20 protein-coding genes are annotated in these 23,229 nt (G+C 67.4%); 11 read left to right on the plus strand and 9 right to left on the minus strand.

Annotated features, from left to right (window positions below):
• Positions 1 to 273: 273 nt before the first annotated feature.
• Positions 274 to 1,353 carry an IS110 family transposase gene (locus tag GJV80_RS13605; RefSeq protein ID WP_154688357.1) on the minus strand — a complete coding sequence of 360 codons (1,080 nt, stop codon included), beginning with the start codon at positions 1,351 to 1,353 and terminating at the stop codon, positions 274 to 276.
• A gap of 364 nt (positions 1,354 to 1,717) precedes the next feature.
• Positions 1,718 to 2,272 carry a TetR/AcrR family transcriptional regulator gene (locus GJV80_RS13610; protein ID WP_154688358.1) on the minus strand — a complete coding sequence of 185 codons (555 nt, stop codon included), beginning with the start codon at positions 2,270 to 2,272 and terminating at the stop codon, positions 1,718 to 1,720.
• A gap of 345 nt (positions 2,273 to 2,617) precedes the next feature.
• Here GJV80_RS13610 and GJV80_RS13615 point away from each other — a divergent pair, with 345 nt between their 5' ends.
• From GJV80_RS13615 to GJV80_RS13625, 3 genes are all read left to right on the plus strand, one after another.
• Positions 2,618 to 4,120: an MFS transporter gene (locus GJV80_RS13615; protein WP_195908920.1), complete on the plus strand. Its 1,503-nt coding sequence runs from the start codon at positions 2,618 to 2,620 to the stop codon at positions 4,118 to 4,120.
• 140 nt (positions 4,121 to 4,260) lie between these two features.
• A complete protein-coding gene (locus GJV80_RS13620) occupies positions 4,261 to 5,706 on the plus strand; it encodes an MDR family MFS transporter (RefSeq protein WP_230207680.1) in 1,446 nt (481 codons plus the stop codon).
• A gap of 87 nt (positions 5,707 to 5,793) precedes the next feature.
• On the plus strand, positions 5,794 to 7,095 hold the full coding sequence (locus GJV80_RS13625; protein ID WP_154688360.1) for a hypothetical protein: 1,302 nt from the start codon (positions 5,794 to 5,796) through the stop codon (positions 7,093 to 7,095).
• Between the two features lie 14 nt (positions 7,096 to 7,109).
• Here GJV80_RS13625 and GJV80_RS13630 read toward each other — a convergent pair whose 3' ends face one another.
• Positions 7,110 to 7,739: a TIGR03086 family metal-binding protein gene (locus GJV80_RS13630; protein ID WP_154688361.1), complete on the minus strand. Its 630-nt coding sequence runs from the start codon at positions 7,737 to 7,739 to the stop codon at positions 7,110 to 7,112.
• 62 nt (positions 7,740 to 7,801) lie between these two features.
• Between GJV80_RS13630 and GJV80_RS25095 the strand changes: the two genes are divergently transcribed.
• Both GJV80_RS25095 and GJV80_RS13640 read left to right on the plus strand, forming a co-directional pair.
• Positions 7,802 to 8,029: an HTH domain-containing protein gene (locus tag GJV80_RS25095; RefSeq protein WP_154688362.1), complete on the plus strand. Its 228-nt coding sequence runs from the start codon at positions 7,802 to 7,804 to the stop codon at positions 8,027 to 8,029.
• 91 nt (positions 8,030 to 8,120) lie between these two features.
• Entirely contained in the window at positions 8,121 to 8,762 is a 642-nt protein-coding gene (locus tag GJV80_RS13640) for a YafY family protein (protein ID WP_154688363.1), read from the plus strand.
• Here the strand turns inward: GJV80_RS13640 and GJV80_RS13645 are convergent.
• Both GJV80_RS13645 and GJV80_RS13650 read right to left on the minus strand, forming a co-directional pair.
• Entirely contained in the window at positions 8,759 to 9,568 is an 810-nt protein-coding gene (locus GJV80_RS13645) for an HAD-IIA family hydrolase (RefSeq protein ID WP_154688364.1), read from the minus strand. The genes GJV80_RS13640 and GJV80_RS13645 overlap by 4 nt on opposite strands.
• 171 nt (positions 9,569 to 9,739) lie before the next feature.
• Positions 9,740 to 11,818 (minus strand): DEAD/DEAH box helicase, encoded by a 2,079-nt coding sequence (locus GJV80_RS13650; protein ID WP_230207682.1) that lies wholly within the window; start codon positions 11,816 to 11,818, stop codon positions 9,740 to 9,742.
• Between the two features lie 330 nt (positions 11,819 to 12,148).
• Here GJV80_RS13650 and GJV80_RS13655 point away from each other — a divergent pair, with 330 nt between their 5' ends.
• Positions 12,149 to 13,168 (plus strand): Gfo/Idh/MocA family protein, encoded by a 1,020-nt coding sequence (locus GJV80_RS13655; RefSeq protein WP_195908921.1) that lies wholly within the window; start codon positions 12,149 to 12,151, stop codon positions 13,166 to 13,168.
• On the opposite strand, the gene kynU is transcribed toward GJV80_RS13655, so the two are convergent.
• Positions 13,155 to 14,381, minus strand: coding sequence for a kynureninase (gene kynU / locus GJV80_RS13660; RefSeq protein WP_154688367.1), 1,227 nt, complete (start codon positions 14,379 to 14,381; stop codon positions 13,155 to 13,157). The two genes, GJV80_RS13655 and kynU, sit on opposite strands and share 14 nt — an antisense overlap.
• 235 nt (positions 14,382 to 14,616) lie before the next feature.
• Between kynU and GJV80_RS13665 the strand changes: the two genes are divergently transcribed.
• Genes GJV80_RS13665 through GJV80_RS13685 form a run of 5 tightly spaced genes read left to right on the plus strand, consistent with a single transcriptional unit; the run spans position 14,617 to position 19,988 of the window.
• Positions 14,617 to 15,573, plus strand: coding sequence for a carbohydrate ABC transporter permease (locus GJV80_RS13665; protein ID WP_230207683.1), 957 nt, complete (start codon positions 14,617 to 14,619; stop codon positions 15,571 to 15,573).
• Positions 15,563 to 16,471, plus strand: a complete 909-nt coding sequence (locus tag GJV80_RS13670; RefSeq protein WP_154688368.1) for a carbohydrate ABC transporter permease — start codon at positions 15,563 to 15,565, stop codon at positions 16,469 to 16,471. Before GJV80_RS13665 ends, GJV80_RS13670 begins: the two co-directional genes overlap by 11 nt.
• Before the next feature lies 1 nt (position 16,472).
• Positions 16,473 to 17,555: a mandelate racemase/muconate lactonizing enzyme family protein gene (locus GJV80_RS13675; protein ID WP_154688369.1), complete on the plus strand. Its 1,083-nt coding sequence runs from the start codon at positions 16,473 to 16,475 to the stop codon at positions 17,553 to 17,555.
• Positions 17,556 to 17,612: 57 nt separating this feature from the next.
• Positions 17,613 to 18,938, plus strand: a complete 1,326-nt coding sequence (locus GJV80_RS13680; protein ID WP_154688370.1) for an extracellular solute-binding protein — start codon at positions 17,613 to 17,615, stop codon at positions 18,936 to 18,938.
• A 3-nt stretch (positions 18,939 to 18,941) separates the two neighbouring features.
• Positions 18,942 to 19,988, plus strand: coding sequence for a mandelate racemase/muconate lactonizing enzyme family protein (locus tag GJV80_RS13685; protein ID WP_154688371.1), 1,047 nt, complete (start codon positions 18,942 to 18,944; stop codon positions 19,986 to 19,988).
• Positions 19,989 to 20,041: 53 nt separating this feature from the next.
• Here the strand turns inward: GJV80_RS13685 and GJV80_RS13690 are convergent, their stop codons facing one another.
• The 3 genes from GJV80_RS13690 to GJV80_RS13700 form a co-directional block, all read right to left on the minus strand.
• Positions 20,042 to 21,241, minus strand: a complete 1,200-nt coding sequence (locus GJV80_RS13690; protein WP_154688372.1) for an iron-containing alcohol dehydrogenase — start codon at positions 21,239 to 21,241, stop codon at positions 20,042 to 20,044.
• Positions 21,234 to 22,265 (minus strand): Ldh family oxidoreductase, encoded by a 1,032-nt coding sequence (locus GJV80_RS13695; protein WP_154688373.1) that lies wholly within the window; start codon positions 22,263 to 22,265, stop codon positions 21,234 to 21,236. Before GJV80_RS13695 ends, GJV80_RS13690 begins: the two co-directional genes overlap by 8 nt.
• 118 nt (positions 22,266 to 22,383) lie before the next feature.
• The gene (locus GJV80_RS13700) at positions 22,384 to 23,172 is read right to left on the minus strand and encodes an IclR family transcriptional regulator (RefSeq protein WP_154688374.1); all 789 of its coding nucleotides are present in this window, start codon (positions 23,170 to 23,172) and stop codon (positions 22,384 to 22,386) included.
• Between the last annotated feature and the right edge of the window lie 57 nt (positions 23,173 to 23,229).

Raw genomic sequence — 23,229 nt, forward strand, 5'->3', positions numbered from 1 at the left:
GCGACACAAGCCGCCGTTTCGACTGTCATGGATGTCAAGTTGCCCCAGAGCGGTGCCCGCGACGGACGGCTGGCGATCCGGGGACCGCTGCCTCACCGACCTTGGGTAGGTGGCACTCTCCCAAGGAGAGTGCTAACCCAAGTATTAGCACTCGCCGGTGGTGAGTGCAAACACTCCCCTTCCCGCCGAGGGGTCACAAAATCCCGCATTCCGGCGGCGTGTCGTCGTACGCCCGAACGCCCGATCCGCGACACGCCGACTCTTCTATGTTTGTCAAGCGGTTGATGGCTCGATCTCGGGCGTGGTGTGGAGTGTCTGGAAGGCGCGGTAGAGCTGGCGGGCGAGGTAGCGCTTGAGGCAGCGTCGGATCTCTTTGGTCGTCCGTCCCTCGGCTCGTCGGCGGGCGACGTAGGCCCGGGTGTCGGGGTCGTGGGTCATGCGGGTGATCACGGCCATGTGTAGCGCCCGGTTGAGTCTGCGGTCGCCGCCGCGGTTGAGTCGATGACGGACGGTGTTGCCCGAGGATGCCGGGATCGGGCTGACTCCGGCCAGGGCAGCGAACGCGGCCTCGGATCGGACCCGGCCGGAGTGTGACCAGGCTGCGAGGGCAACTGCGACGGTGACCGGTCCGATGCCGGTCTTGTCCAGCAGGGACGAGACCTGACTGTGGTGGATCAGGTCGGTGATTTGGGCCTGGTTGGCTGCAATCTCTTGGTCCAGTTCGACGACTCGCTTGGCCAGCCGGACGGCCTCGGCCCGGGCGGTAGCCGTGGCGAGGTCTTCGACGCGGGCACGCCATCGGGCGATATCTGCGACCTGTTTGGCGGTGAGCGGCTTCCGCGCGTCGATGCCTAGGCCGACCACACGCACCAGCGCGATCAGTGCGTTGATGGTCGCGGTGCGTTCGGTAGTCATGTGGTCGCGGGCGGTGACCAGGATCTGCAATGCCGCCCGCAGACCATCGCTGCGCGGACGGCGCAGCTGATGCGGGTGCAGAGACAAGACCGCGGCCGCGATCCGGTGAGCGTCCAGCAGATCAGACTTACCGGTGCCATGGTGGGCCCGGGTGTCCATCCGAGCAGCCTCGACCACTTCGTAACCGAACCGGGTCACCGCTGCTGCCAGCCGGGCACCATAGGTGGCCACACCTTCGATCACCCACAAGGTGGCCAGATCACCACCGGTGCGGCGCGCGGCCCACGCGACGGCCCGGTCCATGCCGGCGTCGGTGGCGGGAAACTGATCGGTCGCGATCAGCTCACCGGTCACGGCGACCACGACGGCAAGGGTGTGAGAGCGGGCGTGAGTGTCGACACCCACGACAAACGGATGAGAATACGCGACGATGGTCACGGCGGTGGGACTTCCTTCCAGACAAGACCGACAGGGATCCGGCCGCAAACGGTCGGCGCAGGCCCGGGTGGAAGTCACTTCGGGGCAACACTGTGATGAGTCAGGCCCACCCGACAGGTGGAACCGACAATCTTCTGATCAAGTCACCGAGGTGGAGCCGGGTCAGCGTCGGCCTTCCGCCCTGAACCGGACAAGTCGGCTTGAAGGCACCCCACAAAGGAGCCACACATATCAAGAGTCACGACCAGGACGAAGCGACCGACGCTAACCCTGCCAGCCAGTCCCAGACCAGCCACCACAAGACTCACAGCACAAATCAGGGGGATATGTGACCCCTCGGCGGATTGGGGAAGGGGCGGACGAGTCAGGCAGCGGGACGGATGCCGGCCCGGATGATGCCCAACTGGGCGTCGACGTCGACCGTGCCGGCGGGGGACCGGTCGACCAGGAACGCGATGCCGCTGACCATCTGACAGACCGTGATCGGCTCGACGTCCTCACGGACCAGCCCGGCGGCCTTGGCCCGTTCGATGATCCGTGCGCTGATACCGGCCATCAGTGCCTTGCACTCGGCGAGCGCGGAGTGGTCGTCGCCCCCAGGGACCTCGAGCAGAGCCTCGTGCAGGCCGCGGAAGAAGTTCTTGTACTCGGCGTAGCGACGCAACCAATCGACCAGTGACTGCTCGGGGTCTTCGATGGCTGCGATCCGGTTGCCCTCGCTCTCCACCTCGGCCATCCAGTCCTGGAGCACGGCACGGTGCAGATCGCTGCGGGTCGGGAAGTGCCGGTACAGCGTCCCCGGGCCGACGCCGGCGCGCTTGGCGATCTCGTCCAGCGAGGCGTTGGCACCGGACTCGCTGAACACCTGCCGCGCGGTCGCCACGATGCTGTCGTAGTTCCGTTGCGCGTCCGCTCGCATCTTTCGGGGTCCCGACCCGGTCGACCGCGTTGTGAGCTGCATCCCACGTCCTCGAGATCTGCTGTCCAAAGAGTCTGCTGAAAAAGCCTTGCTATCCGGAGACTGTCTCCGCTACTGTATACGGAGATGGTCTCCGGTTATCCCCATCCACCTTCCGATCCCGATCGGAAAGGCGAAGCAGCCTTAATCGGAGCCGCTCTCCAGATAAGTCTACTCCGAGTTGTGCAGTACGTCACCGCCGACGTTCCCTGGCCCGGCTCACGTCACCGTCGACATCACCATCGTCATCCGTACGCGGCCGTCCGACCCCACCGTCGCCGACCGCTCGCGTCAGAAGGATCTGCTGTGTCAATTGACACCTCGATCGACCTTTCCCCGTCCAACGGGGCGGCTCCGGGCAGTCGCCCCCGGGCCGGCCTCACTCTGGCGGTCATCCTCACCGCCCAAATGATGCTGGTGCTCGACGCCACCATCGTCAACGTCGCCCTGCCGGTCATCCGGAACCAGTTCGGCTTCTCACCGGCCGCCCTGTCCTGGGTGTTGAACGCCTACACCCTCGCCTTCGGTGGTCTGCTGCTGCTCGGCGGGCGACTGGGCGATGTGCTCGGTTACCGCCGTACATTCATGATCGGCCTGGCCGTCTTCGTGATCAGTTCGGCGCTCGGCGGCGCCGCACAGTCGGAGGCCTGGTTGATCGCCGCCCGGGCGGTCCAGGGCGTCGGCGCCGCACTCGCCGCGCCGGCCGCACTGTCCCTGGTCACCCGCTCCTACTCCGAAGGGCCGGCACGCAACCGGGCGCTCGGCCTGTTCGCGGCCGTCAGTTCCGGCGGGGCCTCCATCGGCCTGCTCCTGGGCGGCGTACTGACCACCAGTGCGTCCTGGCGCTGGTCGCTGTTCATCAACGTTCCGATCGGGATCGCTGCCCTGGCACTCGGCCGGCGGTTGCTCCCGGAGACCGAGCGGCGACACGAGCCGTTCGACTTCGCCGGCGCACTGACGGCGGTGATCGGAATGACCTCGCTGGTCGCCGGGTTCGTCTGGATCCCCGAGTACGGCTGGTCGGCCAGGACCGTCGTCGCGATCGCCGTCGGCGTGGCGGCCATGTCGACCTTCGTGATCATCGAGCGTCGGCTGTCCCATCCGCTGTTCGCATTGCGCCTGCTGCGCAGTCCCGGCCGGGTGAGCGCGCTGGTGGCCTTCATGCTCGTCGTCGGCGGCCAGATGGGCGGCTTCTTCTTCCTGGTGCAGTACCTCCAGGTCGCCCATGGCTACGACGCCTTCACCTCCGGCCTGGCCTTCCTGCCGCTGTCCCTCGGCATCTTCGTGATGTCGCGGATCGTGCCTCGGCTCTTCCTGCGGTTCCATCCGCTGGTGGTGGCCCTGGCCGGCATGGTGCTGGTGTTCACCGCGCACGTTCTGCTCAGCAGGATCAGCGCCGACGCCACCTTCTGGGGCGGCCTGTTCGTGCCGATGATGTTCCTCGGCGTCGGTGCGGCGATGGTCTTCCTGCCGTCCAACGTCCGGATCCTGTCCGGCGTCCGGCCGCAGGACGCGGGTTCTGCCTCCGGGATGTTGCAGACCGCCCAACAGGCGGGTGGTGCGGCACTCGGCCTGGCGGTCCTGATCGCCAGTTCCGGGATCAGCACCAGCGGCGGTGCGCCGATCTCGATACCGGAGCTGATGACCGGCGTTCACCACGCCTTCCGGACCGCGGCCATCTTCGTCAGCATCGCCATCCTGGTGACGGCCGCCGCTCTGGTCGGCGAACGTGTTGCCGCCGTCCGGTCGGTGCGTGCCGCCGAGCTGATCACGGAGCAGGATCCAGTGCCGGTGTTGGACGAAGTGTGATGTGATCAACGCGTGCAGATTGTCCGGCGCATCCTCTCAACGTCGGCTGCCTGCGATCGCGTACCTGGGTGGTACGCGGTCGCAGGCTCCGGCCGTTCGGTGATCCATCCGGCCGACCTCGGCCGTCCGAAAGGTTCCTGTTGACCCAGCCCACTGCGACAGCAGGTGTCGGGCTGCGCTCCGAGCGCGGGCCGATCCTCGGTTCGGTGATGCTCAGTACGGCGCTGATCGCCCTGGACTCGACCATCCTGGCAACTGCCGTACCGTCGGTCGTGCGGAGCCTCGGCGGCTTCTCCCAGTTCCCGTGGTTGTTCAGCATCTACGTGCTGGCCCAGGCGGTGTCCGTGCCGATCTACGGCAAGCTGTCCGACCAGATCGGGCGGAAGCCGATCATGCTGGTCGGCATCGCTGGCTTCGTGCTCGGCTCGATCTTCTGCGGTCTCGCCTGGTCGATGACGTCCTTGATCATCTTCCGCGCGGTGCAGGGCCTCGGAGCGGGCGCCATCGGCCCGATGAGCATGACGATCATCGGCGACATCTACACCGTCCAGGAACGCGCCCGGGTCCAGGGCTATGTCGCCAGCGTCTGGGGCGTGGCCGCGGTCGTCGGCCCGACGTTGGGCGGCGTCTTCACCGATTTCGTCAACTGGCGGGCGATCTTCCTGATCAACATCCCGCTGGGCATCATCGCCGCCGGGATGTTGCTGCGCCGGTTCACCGAGAAGGTGACGGTGACCCGGCACAAGATCGACTTCGCCGGCGCCGCAACGTTGACCGTCGGCTCGTCGCTGATCATTCTCGGACTGCTCGAGGGCGGCCTGCTCTGGTCCTGGTTGTCGCTGCCCGGGATCGCGATCATCGCCGCCGGCTTCCTGTTGTTGGCGATCTTCGTCGTGGTCGAGCGCCATGCCTCCGAACCGGTGCTCCCGGGTTGGGCGTTCACCCGGCGGATCTTCGCGGGCGTGTACGTGGCCTCGATGGCGGTTGGTGTCCTGACGCTCGGCCTGAGTTCGTTCGTACCGATGTTCGTCCAGGAGGTCCTCGGCACCGGCGCTCTGGTCGCCGGCTTCGCCCTGGCGGCACTCACCCTCGGTTGGCCGGTGGCAGCCAGCCAGGCGGGCAAGATCTATCTGCGGGTCGGTTTCCGCAACACCGGTTTGATCGGCGGCTGCTTCGTTCTGGTCGGCACCGGATCACTGCTGCTGCTCGGCCCGGGCTCCAGCCCGATCCAGGTCGGGCTCAGTTGTGTGGTGATCGGTCTTGGCCTCGGACTGATCGCCAGTCCGACCCTGGTGGCCGCCCAGTCGGTGGTCGGCTGGCAGCAACGCGGTGTGGTGACCGGCACCAATATGTTCGCCCGGTCTATGGGCAGCGCGGTCGGCACGGCCATCTTCGGGGCCGTCGCCAACGCCTCGCTCGGCGGCCACGGCAATCTCAACGACACCAATCCCGACGGCTCCGTGGCGGTGCCACCGTTGTTGCTGTCCCATGCGGTGCACCAGGTGTTCATCGGTGCCGTGATCGTGGCGGTCATCATGGTGCTGGCGGTGCTGGTCATCCCGCGGCACGTCCGCACCGTCGACTGACGTCGACCCGATCCTCACCGGGTCCTGCGGTGACGGGAATCAGCGAGGGTCTTCCGTCCGGCGTCGGCCAGCACTTACCGTGCAGCCATGCCGAGTCGTCCACGATGCTCGTGGCAGGTCGCGGGCCGGGCGATCACGTCCGGCCTGATACTCGGCCTCGTGCTCGGCCTGCTGACGACCGCATGCACCTGGGGCTCCGCGCCGGAGCCGGGGTTGTTCGGGCGCAACCAGCCGTCCTCCGCCGGATCCGGTCCACCGTCGCCGCCGATCGGGCGGGTCAACCCGGACCTGCCCGTGCTCGGCGAGCGGACCCTCACCCCGGACCGCGTCGACGATCCACCCCTGCGGGTCGCCCTGCACGCACTCCGTCGGACGCCGGGTGGCACGCTGCTCGACTGGTCGGTGACCCCGCTGCAGGTGGTCGGGCTGCGGGTGGGTGATCCCGTCGACGCACACAGCACGGCCGCCGCGCTGGTCGCTGCCGCGGGCACCTTCCGGATCATCGACGGCGATCGCGGCACGGTGTACCGGCCGTTGATCAGTACGCGGTCCGGCAGGTACGTCGGCTCGGCGCCGGCGGGCGGCCTGCGCATCGGCGTGACCTCGCTGCTGCAGATCGCCTTCGGTGCGCTTCCGCCGACACTGCACAGTGTCAGCGTCGAACTGCCCGGAGTCGAACTCTTCACCGACGTACCGGTTCCGGACCCCGGGAGGTACTTCGGCCCGACCCGGGCGGTCGACCTGGCCCGCAGTCCCGACGTCGACGAGGTCATCCGCTGGTCACCCGCCTTCGTCTATCACGCGGCTGGAGGTCAGCGGTTCCGGATCGGCATCGTCGCCGTCGAGTCCGCCTCGGACGCGACGTCGATCGTCTGGTCGATCTGGAGCATCACCGACGGTGACGGTCTGCGCGGTGCCGCCGGCCCCCCGATCACCGACCGTCACGATGCCTTGGGCCATCGCAGCACCGCCAGCGGGCTGCGCCTCATCCCGGCAGGATCTGCCCGGGCGATCACGGTCTGGCACGAATCGACCGGGCCGGAGGGCGGCGGCGATGCGTTCTGTCTGTGCACCGATCTGCGGACCGCGCCCACCGATCTGTCCCGGGCCCGTCGATCGATCACCGTGGTCAGCAATCTGCCGCCCCTTCCGTTGCGCACCCAGTTCGTCGACGTCGTACTGCCCGGGGTCGGACGGATGCAGCACATCCCGGTCAGCGAATCGCTGGATTCCAGCTCCCAGGTGGCGGGGGCCATCCAGGACGTCAGCGGTGAGGTCGAAGCACCGAGCGGCCGGTGGGAGGCGGCGACCGGGAACACCTGGCCGCCGCCCCGACCATCGCGCGACGTGCTTCGGCACACGCGCGAGGTGGTCGCCCGCCTCGATTGATCAGGCGCGATCGATCAGGCGGCTGCGGCCGTCCGCGGCCACTCACGACTGCTCCGTCCGGTCCAGTTCACCAGCCGCTGGGTGGGCGTGGCGTCCGGCGCGGATTCGACGACAGGACCGAACGGGATCTGGCCGCCCCGTGGCTGCGCCGGAAGTGCCCGCTGAGCCGCGGCCAGCGCTGCCCGAGCGAGATCCTCATCCGCCTCGGCCGGCTGGCCGGTCGCGACGGCCAGATCCCAGCCGTGGGTGACCGCCTCCTGCAGATAACCGCCGAGCGCGAGCGCACCGGGTACGGTTCCCCAGGGTGCGGCGACGGGTCTGCTCAGGTCCGCTGCCGCCCAGGCCTGCCGGCTCGCCTCGGCAACAGCTCGATAGCCGTCGGCCAGATCACCGTCGGGCAGATCGCTGAGGAACGGGATGGATCGCGCATCGCCACCGTTCGCCATCACCTCGACCCGGCGAGCGCCGGTCCAGAGATGGGCGATCAACTTCTCGACGTCGAGGTCCTCGCACGGGGTCGGATCGCCGAACTGCTCAGGTGTGACGCCGGCGATCAGTCCCGCCACCCACTGCTGGGCACGAGCCAGCTTCGGGCGGAGATCGGGCAGTCGGTCAGGGACAAGGGCTGGCACTGAAGTGTTCATGCCTTCAGTCTCCGACCCGAATAGTGACATCTCATGTCGTGTATTTGTGAAAAGTTGGAGTCATGCGCGCCGATCGACTGCTGACCCTCGTTGCCCTGCTTCGTCGGCACGGCAAACTCTCGGCGGCCGAACTCGCCCGCCGGCTCGAGGTCGACCGGCGTACGGTGCTGCGGGACGTCGAGGCACTGTCCACTGCCGGCTTCCCCCGTCTACGCCGAGCGCGGGCGGAACGGCGGGTTCGCCCTGCTGCCCGAATACCGGCCGGATGTCGGCGGCCTGACCGCGGATGAGACCAAAGCCCTCTTCCTCGCCGGCGGCCAACCGATCCTGGCCCGGTTCGGGCTGGCCGAACCACTGGCATCCGCGCTGACCAAACTCGGCATGGACCTCCCCGAGGACCGGCGCAGTGCGGTGGATGAGGCCGGCAGCCGGATCCTGATCGATGCCGGCGGCTGGGCCACCGGGCCGGAGCCGTTGCCCTGCCTGGAAACCGTGCACCGGGCGGTGCTCGCCGACCGCCGGTTGCGCGTGCACTACCTTCCCCGGCCGGGCAGGAGACCGGGGGTGCGCACAGTGGATCCGTACGGACTGCTGCAGGCCGCCGGGACCTGGTACCTGATCGCCGCCCACCGGGGACGGCCCCGCACCTACCGGATCTCCCGGATGGTCTCGGCCGCGATCCTGCCGCAGCCCAGCAATCGGCCGCACGATCTTGATCTTGCCGGTCTGTGGGAACGTCTCCGCGCCGAGTACGCCGATGCCTCACCGGTGATCATGATCAGAATCAGGGTCCCGGCGCGGTTCGTCGACCTGGTCCGGCGCAATCTCGCCATCCAACTCGCCGGGCCGCCGACAGTCACTCCGGACGGGGATTCCATGATCATCGAAGCGCCGGTGACCGGTCTGCGTGGCACGACAGGGATGCTCGCCGGCTTCGGCTCCATGATCGAAGTACTTCAACCACAGGAACTGATCGACTCGCTGCTCGAGGTCGCCGACCAGCTCAAGAAGCTGTACGACTAGTCGTCGGAGGTGACTTCGGTCAACTCCTTGATCATCGGCACGACCTCGGCGATCGACTCCTTGACCATCGTCGGGTGGTACGGGAAGCCACCGACCTGCTCGCGGGCGGTCGACCCGGTCAGCACCAGGATGGTCCGCATGCCTGCCTCGATCCCGGCGATCACGTCGGTGTCCATCCGGTCCCCGATCATGATCGTCGTCTCGGAATGGGCCTGCAGCCGGTTCAGTGCCGACCGCATCATCAGCGGGTTCGGCTTACCGACGTAGTACGGCGCCAAACCGGTGGCCCGGGTGATCAGCGCAGCCACCGACCCGGTCGCCGGCAACGACCCTTCCGGGGACGGGCCGGTCGCATCCGGGTTGGTGGCGATGAACTTCGCGCCCCGTTCCAGCAGCCGGATGGCCCGGGTGATCGCCGCGAACGAGTAGGTGCGGGTCTCACCGAGCACGACGTAGTCTGGATCGGTCTCGGTGAGGACGAAGCCGGCATCGTGCAACGCGGTGGTCAGTCCTGCCTCGCCGATCACGAAGGCTGACCCGTGGGGCGTCTGCTCGGAGAGGAACTGTGCGGTCGCCAACGCCGATGTCCAGATCGCTTCCTCCGGCACCTCGATGCCGCTGGCCAGCAACCGAGCCCTGAGATCCCGCGCGGTGTAGATCGAGTTGTTGGTCAGCACCAGGAACCGCAGCGCGTTCTCCTGCAGTGCGGCGATGAATTCGGCCGCTCCGGGCTGTGCGCTGTTCTCGTGGACCAGCACACCGTCCATGTCGGTCAGCCAACTGTGTACCGGCCTGCTCCCATCCATGCCCCCATCTTGCCCGCCCACTCCCGCTCCGCACTCCCCAGATCGGCGAGGGGTCAGATATTCCCTCATATTCGCGGCGCGTCGCGATCCCAGCAGGTCATCCGACGTCACCGAGGACGGTCGGTGTCGATCGTCACGATTGTGCGCTGACGGCTGCCGGGACCCTCGTGATCACGGCAGCTGATGGACGGCGAACGGCAACACAGTGGTCGCCCCGGCGTCGGTGATCAACTTCCCGGCGACGGTCAGTGTCCAGCGGGTCCGGATGGTGTCGTCGACCAGCAACACCGCGCCGTCGAAGGCGACGCCCTGCCGAAGAGCCAGACCGTCGAGCAGCTCGCGGACCCGGGTGGCCGAGGTCGCGTCGTCGGTCGGACGGCGGCCGACGATCCCCAGGGCGTCGACAACCGGCAACCGTCCCACCTGACCCAGGTGACCGGCGATCGAATTGATCAAGATCGGGAACCGCCGGGACGGCATCGGGACGACGGCGACCGGCCGCTGCCAGCCGCGTGACCAGCGTTTCAGCACCTCGACGGCTCCGTCCAGGACCTCCCGCGGTGCCACAGCATCCCGCTGCCAGAGGGTTGCCAATGTCTGCTGCCAGGCCGGGTCGTCGGCGTACGCGATCGCCCGGCCCTCGGCCAGGAAGTTGATCTTCCCCTTGACGCCATCGATCCTGGACGGCCAGAGCTTGCGTGGTTCGATCACCACATCCAGCCCGCGGAAGAAGTGCTGGGCGGCACGTACGGTGTCCGGGTCGGGGCGCGGACCCGGCGCGGGCAAGTCACCGGTACAGACCGAACACCGGCCGCACGGTGACGGATCCGGGTCGTCGAGGGCCTGCTGCAGGAACTGCATCAGGCACCCGTCACCGTGGGCGTAATGGCGCATCAGATCGGCCTCCGCGGCCCGGACCCGGCGCAGTTCGGACCATTTGCCGTCGTCGTAGGTCCAGCCCTTTCCGGTCGCGAGCCAGCCACCGGGCACCTTGTCCACGGCGTCGTCGGTGGCGAGGATCTTCAGCAGGGTCGACAACCGGCCCGGCCGGACCCCGGTCGCGGTGCTGATCGCGGCCTCCGACTGCGGTTCGTCGCCGACCACCTCCAGCACCCGATCGACCTGATCGGGGTCCGGGATCCCTGCGGTGGCGAAGTATTCCCAGATTCGCTCGTCGGAGACCGACGGCACGAGCACGGCAACCGCCTCGTCGAGTGCCCGGCCGGCGCGTCCGACCTGTTGGTAGTAGGCGACCGGCGAGGCGGGTGAACCCAGATGGATGCAGAACGCAAGATCGGGTTTGTCGTACCCCATGCCGAGCGCGGACGTGGCAACCAGCGCCTTGATCCTGTTGTCCCGAAGTTGATCTTCGAGCTCAGTACGGTTCTCGGTCTGTCCGGTGTACGCCGCGACCTGCTGACGCTGACCGGCAAGACCCTGTTCGGCCAGGTACTGGTTCAGGAAGGCCGCGACGCGGTCCGCCTCGGCAACGGTCAACACGTACACGATGCCGGAACCCGGCAGCGCGCACAGCGCCTCGGCGACCCAGGCGTACCGTTCGAGCGGCGCCAACTCCGGCACCACGGCCAACCGCAGGGACGACCTGGCCAGCGAGCCGCGGAACGTGACGGTGTCCGTGCCGAGCTGCCGGGCCACGTCGGCGGTGACCCGCTGGTTGGCGGTCGCTGTGGTGGCCAGGACGGGCGTCTGGGGCGCCAGCGCCAGCAGTGCCCTGGTCAGCCGCTGGTAGTCCGGACGGAAGTCGAATCCCCAGTCCGAGACACAATGTGCCTCGTCGATGACTAGCAGACCGCAGCGGGAGAGGAGTCGGGGCAGCCGGTCGGCGAACCGGGGATTGCCCAGCCGCTCCGGTGAGACCAACAGCACGTCCAACCGGTCGGCGTCGAGATCGGAGAAGATCGACTCCCAGTCGTCGACATTGGTCGAATTGATGGTCGCCGCCCGCAGACCCGCACGCTCCGCGGCCGAGATCTGGTCGCGCATCAGGGCCAGCAGGGGTGAGACGACCAGCGTCGGCCCGGCACCGCCGGCGCGCAACGCCGCAGTCGCGCCCCAGTAGACGGCCGACTTGCCCCAACCAGTCGCCTGCACCACCAGCACACGCTTGTGCTCGTCGACCAGCGCAGTGACCGCGCGCGCCTGGTCCTCGCGCGCTCGTGCCTGTGGACCCGCGACCGCCCGGATCGTGCGGTCGAGGATCTCTGCGGTCTGCGTTGCGGTGCCGGCCATGCCCGCCATCATGCCTGCTGCCGGTGACGACGTGACCAGCCCGCGGTGCCACTACCGCCGGGTCGTGCCGCCCCCGCCCACCCCCGCACCGCTTGGTCGGTGCCGCACCAGTCGCTCGCCGCCGCCCCAGCTGCTCCCCGCCGCACCAGTTGCTCGCCGCCGCACCAGTTGCTCGCCCCGCACCACCTGCCCGGCCGCGCACCCACTGCAGGCGGTGCGCGGCCGAGTTGCCGGTGCGGGAACAAGCACGGGAGCATGGTGGACAGTGCTCGACCGGCGATGGCTGTCGACCGGAACGCACATGAATCCACGGAGAGGGTGGGATGGGTGATGGCGGACTCGGACCGGCCGGTGATCGGAATCGTCGGCGGCGGTATCCGCGGGTCGATGTATGCGGCTGCGGTTCGTCAGCACCCGGCGGCCGACCTGGCCGGGATCTGTGAATCCGACACCGGGCGGGCGGACCGGCTGTCCCAGGAGTTCTCCGTGCCGGTCCATGCCGATCTGGGATCGATGATCGCCGACCTGCCGGAGCTGACCGCGCTGGTGGTCGCCACCCCGGACTTCGCCCATCGCGAAGTCGCGCTGCTCGGTATCGAGCACGGACTGGATCTGATGATCGAGAAACCGCTGGCCACCTCGGGCGAGGACGCCCGGGCGATCGTCGCAGCCGCCGAGTCCGTCGGCAGGATGATCATGGTCGGCTTCGAGAACCGGTGGAATCCGCGGTTCGTCCGGATCCGGCAGGACCTGGCCGAGGCGGGGTCGCCGATGGTCAACCAGGTGATCAATCTCAACGACACCAGCTATGTGCCGACCGGGATGCTGGGATGGGCGGCACGGTCCTCACCCGGCTGGTTCCTGATGCCGCACACCCTCGATCTTGCCTGCTGGTTGTCCGGCGCACGGCCGACGGAGGTGTACGCCCGTGGCCGGCGCGGGTTCCTTGATGCCAGGAGGGTGCCCACCTGGGATGCGATCACGGCGACCTTCGGCATGTCGGACGGATCGTTGCTGGTGTTGAACTCCCAGTGGGTGTTGCCGCAAAGTTATCCGGCGGTCTTCGACTTCCGGTACGAGTTGCACACCGAGACCGCCAGCTACCAGATCGACGTCGCCGACTCCGGTGTGACCCGCTACGACGGCGACGGCATCAGCCGGCCACAGTTCGGAGTGATCGAGCAGCCGAAGCTGTCCGGAGTGCCGATCGACATGATCAACAGCTTCATCGACCGGTTGAACGGCGCCGATCTCGACCTGCCCGACGGTCGGCACGGCGAGTTGATCACCCTGGCGATCGAAGCCGTCCACACCAGCATCTCCGAGGGGCGACCGATCACGATCCGGTGAGGATGTCGCTGATCTCCTCGATCGCGACGGCCACCTCGGTGAACGAGGTGGACAGTGGTGAGACGCCGAGCCGGATGCCGTCGGGTCGTCGAAAGTCCGGCAACACGCCGCGCTTCCAGAGTTCCTCCTTGACCTCGGCGAAACCTGCGGCCCGGATCGTCACATGGCCGCCACGATGCCGATGATCGCGGGGTGACCCGAGCCGTACGCCCAGGGGCGCCAGCTGCTCGTCGATCAGCTCGATCGCGAAGTCGGTCAGGGCAAGCGACTTCGCCCGGATCGCGTCCAGTCCGACCTCACCGATCAACGCGATGGCGTGCCGCAACGGAACCATGCCCAGGATCGGCGGTGTGCCGGTGAGAAAGCCGCGGATCCCCGGGTGTGGTTGATATCCGGGGCCCATGTCGAACGGTCGGGCATGTCCGATCCATCCCTGCAGCGGTTGCCGTGCCCGGTCCTGGTGGCGGGCCGCGACGTAGCCGAAGGCGGGTGCACCGGGGCCGCCGTTGAGGAACTTGTAGCCGCAGCCGACCGCGAAATCGACCTGCCAGTCGTCCAGCGCGATCGGAACCGCACCGACGGAGTGGCACAGGTCCCAGAGCACCGGTGCGCCGGCAGCATGGACGACCTCGGTGATCCGTGCGGCGTCGGCGATGTAACCCGACCGGTAGGCGACGTGGCTGGCCAGGAACAGCGCGGTCCGCTCGCCGACCACCTCGGCGACCAGCTCGGCGGTCACACCGAGCGCGGGATCGGTGTCGATCCAGACCAGCCGGAGCCCGAGTTCGGACGCGATGCCTTCGATCAGGTACCTGTCGGTCGGAAAGTTGTCGATGTCGACGACGATCTCGTCGCGCTTCGGCGATCGCAGGGAGAGGGCCGCCCGAGCCAGCTTGTAGATCATCACCGACGTGGAGTCCGCGACGATCGTCTGACCCGGCGCTGCGCCCAGCGCGGCGGCCGCCAGCTCGTCCCCGACGCCCTGCGGCCAGTCCATCCACTCCTCGTCCCAGCCGCGGATCAGCCGGGTGCCCCAGCTGTCGATGATGAACGTCCGCATCACCTCCGGCAGGTCGGCGGCCGGACGGCCGAGTGAGTTGCCGTCGAGATAGGCACGGACCGACCCGTCAGCCGGTGGCACGAAGCGATCGAGCTGACCGCGCAGCGGATCGGCGCGGTCGAGGCGCTCGGCGCGGTCGCTGGCTGCGGTCATGTCCCCGACCGTACTGCAGCAGGCTGCACCGCTGCTCGGGTCAGACCGTGGGGCACGACGGATGATCCCGCCACGCGTACCGCATGCCGGTACGTCCCATGGTCATTCCGTCGTCCCGGTGCGACATTCGCCGTCAGGAGTCCGTCGACACACTCTGCGCCGAAGGAGAGGGGCTCATGACGCACTCGCGAGCGGCAGTCTGGTCACGTCCGCCGGACCGGGGAGCTGAGGCGGCGTGACGGCACCGTCGTCGTTGATCGGACTGCCCGGTTCGCGCCGCCGTGAACGGGCCGGACGAGGAGGCAGCGGGCGGGGCGGCAGGAAGCCACAGCACCTCGCCGGCTGGCTGTTCGTCGGACCGGTGATCTTCGGTGTGCTCGCGTTCCAGCTGGCACCGGTGGTCGCATCGGGTGGTGTGTCGCTGACGAACTGGACCGGTCTGCGGCGACCGGACTTCATCGGCCTGTCCAATTATGTCGACCTGTTCACCGACGACGACACGTTCTACCGCTCGCTGCTGCACACCGCGGTCTTCACCGTCGCCGTCGTCGCAGTCACGATCATGGGCGGGCTCGGCCTGGCCGTGCTCTGCAATCAGAAGATGCCAGGTGTACGGATCTTCCGCACCCTCTACTACTCCCCCGTCGTCACGAATGTCGTTGCGATCGGCTTCGTCTGGTTCTGGTTGTACGAGCCGAACGACGGCTTGATCAACTCCGGGCTCGGCCTGCTCGGCATCCACGGTCCGGCATGGTTGTCCGACTCGCGAACCGCGCTCATCGCGGTGATCATCGTCGCGATCTGGCAGGGCATCGGCTATCCGATGGTGATCCTGCTTGCCGGGTTGCAGTCGATCGATCCGACCCTGACCGAGGCAGCGACCGTCGACGGGGCCGGTGCCTGGCGTCGTTTCTGGCGGATCACCTTCCCGCTGCTCACTCCCAGCCTGTTCTTCCTGACGATCACCCAGTTCATCTCCTCGTTCCAGGTCTTCGGAATCATCTACGTGATGACCTCGGGTGGTCCGAACAACGCGACGAGTGTGTTCATCTACCAGATCTACACGGCCGCGTTCGCGCAAGGCCGCCTCGGCTATGCAGCGGCGATGGGCTGGGTGCTCTTCGCGATCATCGGAATCATCACCGCCGTGCAATGGCGACTGGAAGGGCGGTGGGTCAACTATGACGTCTGATCTCGCCCCGCCGCTGGAACGCGGACGCGGGTCGGTGTCCGGCCTCGAGGGCAGCTCACCGCCGCGTGGCGAACGCCGGCAACGACCCATCCCACGCCGGGCGGTCGTCATGGCGGTGCTCATCGTGCTGGCCGTCATCTTCGCCACACCGTTGCTGTGGATGATCAGCGCCTCGCTGAAACCCGAGAACGAAGTTCTCCAGACGCCACCCCGGCCGGTCGGCTCGGCGGTGCTGTGGGGCAACTACGTCCGCGCCGGCAGCGGGCTCCTGCCCTACTTCATCAACAGTGTCCGGCTCGCCGCCCTGAACGTCGGCTTCCTGCTGCTGTTCGCCGCGATGGCGGGGTACGCGTTCGGCCGCCTGGAGTTCGCGTTCAAACGGGTCGCCTTCGTCCTGCTGCTGTCCACCGCGATGATCCCGAGCATGGTGTACCTGGTCCCCCAGTACATGATGTTCCGGCAGATCCGGTGGATCGACACCTACTACCCGCTCTGGGTGCCCCAGGTGCTGACGCCGGTCTTCGGAACGTTCCTGCTCCGACAGGCATTCCGGGGCGTTCCGATGGAGCTTGAGGAGGCCGCCAAGATCGACGGAGCCTCGACCTTCGCGATCTTCGCCCGCGTCATGCTGCCGCAGGTGAAACCCGCTCTCGCCGCCGTCGGCGTACTCACCTTCATGGCGTCCTGGAACGATCTGTTCGGGCCGTTGATCTTCCTGAACTCGACCCGGCTGCAGACCATGCCGATCGCCCTGACGCTGTTCCGCGGCGAGTACTTCACCCAGACGAATCTGATGATGGCTGCCGCGACGCTGACCACGATCCCGCCGTTGCTGTTGTTCCTACTGGCCCAGAAGTACTTCGTGCAGGGCATCACCATGTCCGGACTGAAAGGCTGAGATGCGGATCACCCAGGTCGAGTCGATCATCCTGCTCGACAAGCTGCACATCGTCAAGGTGCACACCGACGAACAGATCACCGGCGTCGGCGAGGTGAGCCCGATGAACGCCCGGGTCAGCCATGCGGTGATCGAGCACGCACTCGCTCCGCTGCTGATCGGTGAGGAGGCCACCGACATCCAGCGGCTGTGGCGGCGGATGTACACCAAACCGCACAAGCTCGGTCCCGGCGGCACCCTGCTGAATGCGATGGCCGGTATCGACATCGCCTTGTGGGACATCCTCGGCAAGGCGGCCGGCCTGCCGGTGTACAAGCTCCTCGGCGGCAAATACCGGCCGGCGGCCAGGGTGTACGCCAGTTCGATGGCCCGCGGGATGTCACCCCAGGAGGAGGCCGAGCGAGCGCTGTCGTACAAGGAGAAGGGTTTCTTCGGCTACAAGATCCACTCCTCGACGCCGTGGATGCACGACGACGGTTTCGACCAGACGATCGCCACCGCCGCTGCCGTGCGCCGTCTCGTCGGTGACGAGTTCCCGATCATGGTCGACGTCAACAACGCCTACTACGGCCATACCGCGATCAAGATCGCCAATGCGCTGGCCGAGCTCGGGATCTGGCATTTCGAGGAGCCGTTGGCCACCCACGACTACGCGGCCTACGGACGGCTGGCCGATGCGGTCGAGATTCCGATCGCGGTCGGCGAGCAGGAATACACGTCGTGGCAGTTCCGGGACCTGATCACGGTCGGCAGGGTCGACATCCTGCAACCGGATGTGATCAAGTGCGGTGGAATCACCGAGTTCACCAAGATCGCCACGCTCGCCGACACGTACACCAGGCCGATCACGGTGCACAACACCCAACAGACGATCGGCACCTCCGCTCACGCGCATCTCTGGGTCAGCACCCCGTCATGCGTCTACCCCCAGGAGTACAACATCGAGCACAACCCGATCCTCGATGACACTCCGATCTGGAAGAACCCGCTCGTTCCCGTCGACGGCCTGATCACTCCCTGGGAGCTACCGGGCCTCGGCATCGAACTGGACGACGAGGTCGTTGCGCGCCTGCGCACCAATTGATCACTGCACACCCCGGTGCTCACCACACCGGTCACCCCACAGAACAGGATCGGACCAATGACCGTACATCAGGTCTCCCGTAGATCATTCCTCGCCGGCGTCGGAGCCGCCGTCGGCGGCGTCGGTCTCGGCGTGCCGCTCGCCGGATGCTCCGGGAGCGGGTTCGGGGCCGGCGGCGGCAGCGACAAGGCGTTGTCGTTCATGAGTTGGGACACCGACTCGAGTTCGCCGCTGTACAAGGTCGCCCAGAACTGGGCCAAGAGCGCATCAGCGACCATCGACGTCCAGTCGATCCCCGGTGGCGACGAGTACGAGGCCAAGCTGCGGACGGTCCTCGCCTCCGGGGCGCCGCCGGATGCCATCCGGATCAACGACGACTACGTGAAGGGCTACTACGAGGAAGGTTCCCTGCTCGACCTCGCACCCTATTTGAAGAAGTCCGGGATCAAGCCCGACGACTACTTCCCGGTCGCCTTCAACTTCGCCAAGCAGAAGGACGGCGCGCACGCGGCCTGGCCGATCATGACCAATCCCGGCGTCATCTACATCAACACCGACGCCTTCGAGGAGGCCGGCGTCGATCTGCCGCCGACCGATTGGTCGGGCGACAACTGGACCTGGGACGACTTCCTCGCGACGGCCAAGAAGCTGACCAAACCCGACGGATCCCGTTGGGGTTGCCTGGTCTTCCCCGACACCTCCCTGGAGACGGTCTTTCCGGTGAGCAACGGCGGTCCGGGCATCTACTCCGAGGACGGCACCCGGTTCACCCTGGCCGAGCCGAAGGGGATCGAGGCGATCCAGTGGGTCGCGGACCTGGCGCTGGTGCACAAGGTGCACCCGAACTTCGCGACGGTCTCGGCCGGCGAGAACACCGACAACTGGGCGCTGTCCCAACTCGGCACCGGCAAGGTCGGCATGATGCTCGGCCTGACCAGCGGTATCCCGTACCTTCGGGAGAACGCGACGGTCACGTGGGACATCCGTCCGACACCGAAGAAGGTGAACCGGACGACGGTCAACACGCTGACCGTGCTCGCCGTGCCGAAGGATTCGAAGGATCCTGATCTCGCCTGGTCGTTCCTGAAGTACTGCGCCGACCCGGCTGCGGCGAAGCTATTGGCGGAGTCGCGCGGCTTCATGCCGGTGGCGAAGAGTGCCGCCCAGTACTTCGTACCCGACGACAAGGGACCGCAGAACCTGGGTATGGTCACCCAGGCGTTGGACAATGCGGTCAACGAGAACTTCAGTTCCTACATCCAGCAGGCGCGAGAGATCTACCGGCCGGTACTCGATGACGTGTGGAGTGGAAAGCGTACGGCTGCGGATGCGCTGGGCAGCGTGCGGGACAAGGTGAACGCCGTACTGGCCGGGAAGGGCTGATTCATGAAGATCACCAATGTCGAGGTCACCAGCAGCTCCGAGCCCAAGCAGCATCCGGTTCGCGACGCCCTGCAACTGCTTGATCGCAACGGCGTCACGTCGGTGACGATCACCACCGACGAGGGCATCAGCGGGTCGAGCCGTACCTACTTCGGCCGGTTGGCGTCCTCACCGGACGTGCTCGCCAAGATCATCACCGACCAGTTGGCGCCAGCGATCATCGGTGACGACCCGTCGTTGATCAGGATGATCCGCGACAAGCTGTGGCGACTCACCGACTACCAGGGCACGGGCGGCCTGTCGCTCTACGGGATCTCCGCGATCGACCAGGCACTGTGGGACCTGCAGGGCAAGGCGCTCGGCGTCCCGGTCTGGCAACTCCTCGGCGCACAACGGACGAGCATCCCGACCTACGCCATGGTGGGCTGGCTCGAACTGGACATCGCCGAACTCGAGCAGGTATCCGCACACGCGATGGAGCAGGGTTTCCTCGGGGTCAAGATGAAGGTCGGCGGCGGTCCGCTGACCGAGGACGTGGCCCGGATCAGTGCGGTTCGCAACATCATCGGGCCCGACGCAGCGCTGATGGTCGACGCCAACCAGGCGTTCAGCTACGCCGAGGCATTGCGTCGCGGCCGCGCCTACGAGGATCTCGGCTGTCGATGGTTCGAGGAGCCGGTGCCGGCTGCCGACACCGAGTCGCACGTCAGGTTGGCCGAGCGACTCGACATCCCGATCGCTGCCGGCGAGAACCGCTACGGGCAGCTCGCCTTCCGGGATCTGATCGCCCGGGGCGGCGTCGGTGTCGTCCAGCCGGATCTGCGACGGGCAGGTGGGATCACCGACTGTTTCGAGATCGGGCTGATGGCGGCCGGATTCTCGGTGCCGTACGCCTCCCACGGCGGCGGTGCACACATCCACATCCTGGCCGCGCTGCCCAACACCCTCTACATGGAGAGCGGACTGCTGCCGTCCGACGGATCGGTGCAGTTGGTCGACGGCAGCTATCCGCTGCCGATCGGCCCCGGACTCTCGTCCTGGAACGACTGACCGGGACGACTGACCGGAACGACTGACCGGAACGACTGACCGGAACGCAGCGATCAGGGCCGCAGGCTGCCGCGCCAGGCATCGGACAGGACGGCGAGGAAGCGTTCCTTCGTCGCTGGTTGCGGTCCGTTCCCCGCCAGCCGGCCGACCCCGAGACCAAGATCGGCGAACCGCTCAAGATCAGCTTCGGCCACACCGATCGCCGCGAGACTTTGTGGCAGGCCGATCTCGGCTCCCAGGGCGGCCAGTCGCCCGATCACGGCGTCGCCGTCGCCGGTGACGCCCATCGCCTGGCCCAAGCTCCGGAATTCCTCGGTCAGTTGGTGTCTGCAGGCGTTCAACACATAGGGCAACAACAGTCCGGTACCCAGGCCGTGGGGCGTGTGCGTCGCCGCGCCGACGGGATACTGCAGAGCGTGCGACCAGTGCGTTCCGGCGGTGCCGAACGCCATGCCGGCCAGCAGACTGCCCCACGCCATGTCCGCCCGCGCGCGAAGATCAGCGCCGTCGTGTACCGCGCCGGCCAGACTTCGGATGATCACCTCGACCGCCTGCAGGGCGAGCAGGGAGCCCAGCCCGTTGCGACCGACGAACACCGGCACCTGGCCCGGCTGATCGATCGTTGCCTGCCGCGCGGTGTAGGCCTCGATGGCGTGCACCAGGGCGTCGATGCCGGCGTGAGCGGTCACCGCCGGCGGCGCGCCGACGCCCAACTGCGGGTCGACCAGCGCGACCCGCGGAATGATCAACGGGCTGGAGATCCCGACCTTGAGTTCCCGATCAGGATCACTGACCACGGCAACCGGAGTCACCTCCGACCCGGTCCCGGCGGTCGTCGGCACGGCGACCACCGGAAGGGTTGGCGGACGGACCCGATGTTCGCCGTACAGCGACGCCGGCTCGACGTCCTGCAGGAGGAGGATCGACAGCACCTTGGCCAGATCGATCGCGCTGCCACCACCGAAGACCATGATCACGTCCGGACCGAACTGCCGAGCCCGTTCGGCGATCCGGCCGACTCCGTCGATGGGCAGCTCGGGTGTGACCTCGGTGATCAACTCGCTCACGCCCGAGGCGGCGATCTCCGCCCGGCAGCCGGCGAGCCAGTCCGCGTCGGAGAAGACCGGATCGGTGATGATCAACACCCGGCTGCCGAATCGTAAGGCTGTCGATGGAGCATGCCGAACGGCGCCGATCTCGAACAGGATCTCGGTCGGGAGGCGAAGCATTCCCAACGCCGCGTGATCACGCATGCGCGACCTCCCGATGCAGGTCGAGCAGGGCCGACCAGGTGCGGCTGCTGAGCGGAATGCCCTCCGTTGCGCGGCGCATCCGGGTGCCTCGAGCCCGGTCCCCCGGAATCGACACCGCGCCGCGCCTGCCGCTCGCCCGCACCAGGTCGAGGTACGCCGACACCCGTGGCAGCATCTCGGTCAACCCGAGCCGGTCCAGCCTGATCGCCATGAAGACGTCGCCCTTGGTGGCCGGGAACTCCGCGTCCAGCGTGCCGCGGACGTCTGGCCCGAGAGCGCTGCCGGTCAGCACACCGACCAGACATTCCAGTGCGATGGCCAACGCGTAGCCCTTGGATCCGCCGAACGGGGCGAGCGCACCCGAGGCGAGCGCCGATGCATCGGTCGTCGGCCGGCCGTCGGCGTCGACCCCCCAGCCCAGCGGCACCTTGAGGTCACGCGCTGCATGATCGAGGACCTTGCCCATCGACACCGCGGCCGTCGACATGTCGAGCACCAGGGGCGCCTCGGCCGTCGGGACGGCGATCGCGATCGGATTCGTACCGACCATCGGGGCCGTCCCTCCCCACGGATGGACCAGCGCTTCGCTGGTGGTGAAGGCCAGGCCGATCGCGCTGTCGGCCGCGATTCGCTCAACGTACGGCGCCAACATTCCGATGTGGTTGGAGTTGTTGACCAGGGCGATCGCGACGCCGGACGTCCCCGCCCGGTCGATCACCGCGTCGATGGCGCCGCGGGCGGCGACCGGTCCGAAGCTCCGGCCGCCGTCGATCGCGACAACCGCTTCGGTCAACCATCGAGGTGTGATCGTCGCCCCGGAAACGATCAGTCCCCTCCGCAGCCGACCGACCAGCACCGGAAGCCGGCCGACGCCGTGGGACGGTTGTTCCCGCAGCTCACCCTCGATCAGGATGTCCGCCTGGCATTGAGCGTCGTCGACGCCGGCACCGTTTCCGATCAGGACATCGGCGATCATCATGCGCAATCTGCCGACGTCGATCAGCATCGGGTCTGTTCGGGACACGGTCGACTCCTTCGGGTCGCAGGACCGCCGTCGCTCTTGCGGCGATCATGACCCGCCGGAGGAAGCCGCCGCAGGCCGTGTCCCGTCTGGCAGGACACCGGCTCGCGGCCTGAGGGGTTCAGGAATGTGCCATGGTGCTGTTCCGATGCCGGGGGCGATAGCCGAGGTTCCGGGACAACGCCATCGCCGACGCACGCACCGCCGGCGCGAACCGCTGGGCCTGGGAGACGCCGGTGGCTCCGGTGACCGAGATCGCACCGACCACCCGGCTCTGGGGACCCAGGATCGGCGCCCCGACGCAGAAGAGCCCCGGTTGGGACTCCTCCACGTCGAAGGCGATTCCCGTCTCCCGGACCCTGGCGAGCTCGCGGCGCAGCAGTTCGGGATCGGTGATCGTCTGCGGTGAGAGCCTGGGAAGTTCGCCGGAGAGCACCGATTCGATCAGGTCGTGTTCCGACTGGGCCAGGATCGCCTTGCCCAGAGCGGTGCAGTGCAACGGCAATCGGCCCCCCGCCCGGGAATGCGGGACGCGCAGGTTGCGCATGCTGATCTTCTCCACGTACATGATCTCCGTACCGTCCCGGACGGCGACATTGCAGGTCAGGCCGGTGACCTCGTTCAAACTGTGTGCGAAAGGCAGCGCGATCTCGCGCAGGGTGCGCTGGCTGGGGGCGAGCTGACCAAGTTCGAACAACCGCAGTCCCAGCCGGACACCACGATCACCACGTTCCAGGATCCCCGCGGCCAGCAGATCACCGACGAGGCGGTGCGTGGTCGACTTCGGCATCCCCGAGCGCCTGGCCATCTCCGAGACGCTCAGTTCGGGCCGGTTGACGGTGAACAGTTCGAGGAGAGAAAGCCCTCGACTCAACGAGGATCGCCGATCCTCGACCGTGCTGAGAGACATGGTCACATCCTTGTGGTCCCACCGAGATCACGTCGGGCCGGAGCTGTCAGGAGAGAC

The sequence above is a fragment of the Microlunatus sp. Gsoil 973 genome (assembly GCF_009707365.1).
Classification (GTDB): Bacteria; Actinomycetota; Actinomycetes; order Propionibacteriales; family Propionibacteriaceae; genus Microlunatus.

Bases quoted from the DNA above. Each gene is read 5' to 3' on its own strand.
- GJV80_RS13690 (WP_154688372.1), bottom strand. From the start codon at position 21,241: ATGCGTGATCACGCGGCGTTGGGAATGCTTCGCCTCCCGACCGAGATC.
- GJV80_RS13670 (WP_154688368.1), top strand. From the start codon at position 15,563: ATGACGTCTGATCTCGCCCCGCCGCTGGAACGCGGACGCGGGTCGGTG.
- GJV80_RS13625 (WP_154688360.1), top strand. From the start codon at position 5,794: ATGCCGAGTCGTCCACGATGCTCGTGGCAGGTCGCGGGCCGGGCGATC.
- GJV80_RS13640 (WP_154688363.1), top strand. From the start codon at position 8,121: ATGGACCTCCCCGAGGACCGGCGCAGTGCGGTGGATGAGGCCGGCAGC.
- GJV80_RS13645 (WP_154688364.1), bottom strand. From the start codon at position 9,568: ATGGATGGGAGCAGGCCGGTACACAGTTGGCTGACCGACATGGACGGT.
- GJV80_RS13610 (WP_154688358.1), bottom strand. From the start codon at position 2,272: ATGCGAGCGGACGCGCAACGGAACTACGACAGCATCGTGGCGACCGCG.
- GJV80_RS13675 (WP_154688369.1), top strand. From the start codon at position 16,473: ATGCGGATCACCCAGGTCGAGTCGATCATCCTGCTCGACAAGCTGCAC.
- GJV80_RS13680 (WP_154688370.1), top strand. From the start codon at position 17,613: ATGACCGTACATCAGGTCTCCCGTAGATCATTCCTCGCCGGCGTCGGA.
- GJV80_RS13650 (WP_230207682.1), bottom strand. From the start codon at position 11,818: ATGGCCGGCACCGCAACGCAGACCGCAGAGATCCTCGACCGCACGATC.
- kynU (WP_154688367.1), bottom strand. From the start codon at position 14,381: ATGACCGCAGCCAGCGACCGCGCCGAGCGCCTCGACCGCGCCGATCCG.
- GJV80_RS13630 (WP_154688361.1), bottom strand. From the start codon at position 7,739: ATGAACACTTCAGTGCCAGCCCTTGTCCCTGACCGACTGCCCGATCTC.
- GJV80_RS13700 (WP_154688374.1), bottom strand. From the start codon at position 23,172: ATGTCTCTCAGCACGGTCGAGGATCGGCGATCCTCGTTGAGTCGAGGG.
- GJV80_RS13685 (WP_154688371.1), top strand. From the start codon at position 18,942: ATGAAGATCACCAATGTCGAGGTCACCAGCAGCTCCGAGCCCAAGCAG.
- GJV80_RS13655 (WP_195908921.1), top strand. From the start codon at position 12,149: ATGGCGGACTCGGACCGGCCGGTGATCGGAATCGTCGGCGGCGGTATC.
- GJV80_RS25095 (WP_154688362.1), top strand. From the start codon at position 7,802: ATGCGCGCCGATCGACTGCTGACCCTCGTTGCCCTGCTTCGTCGGCAC.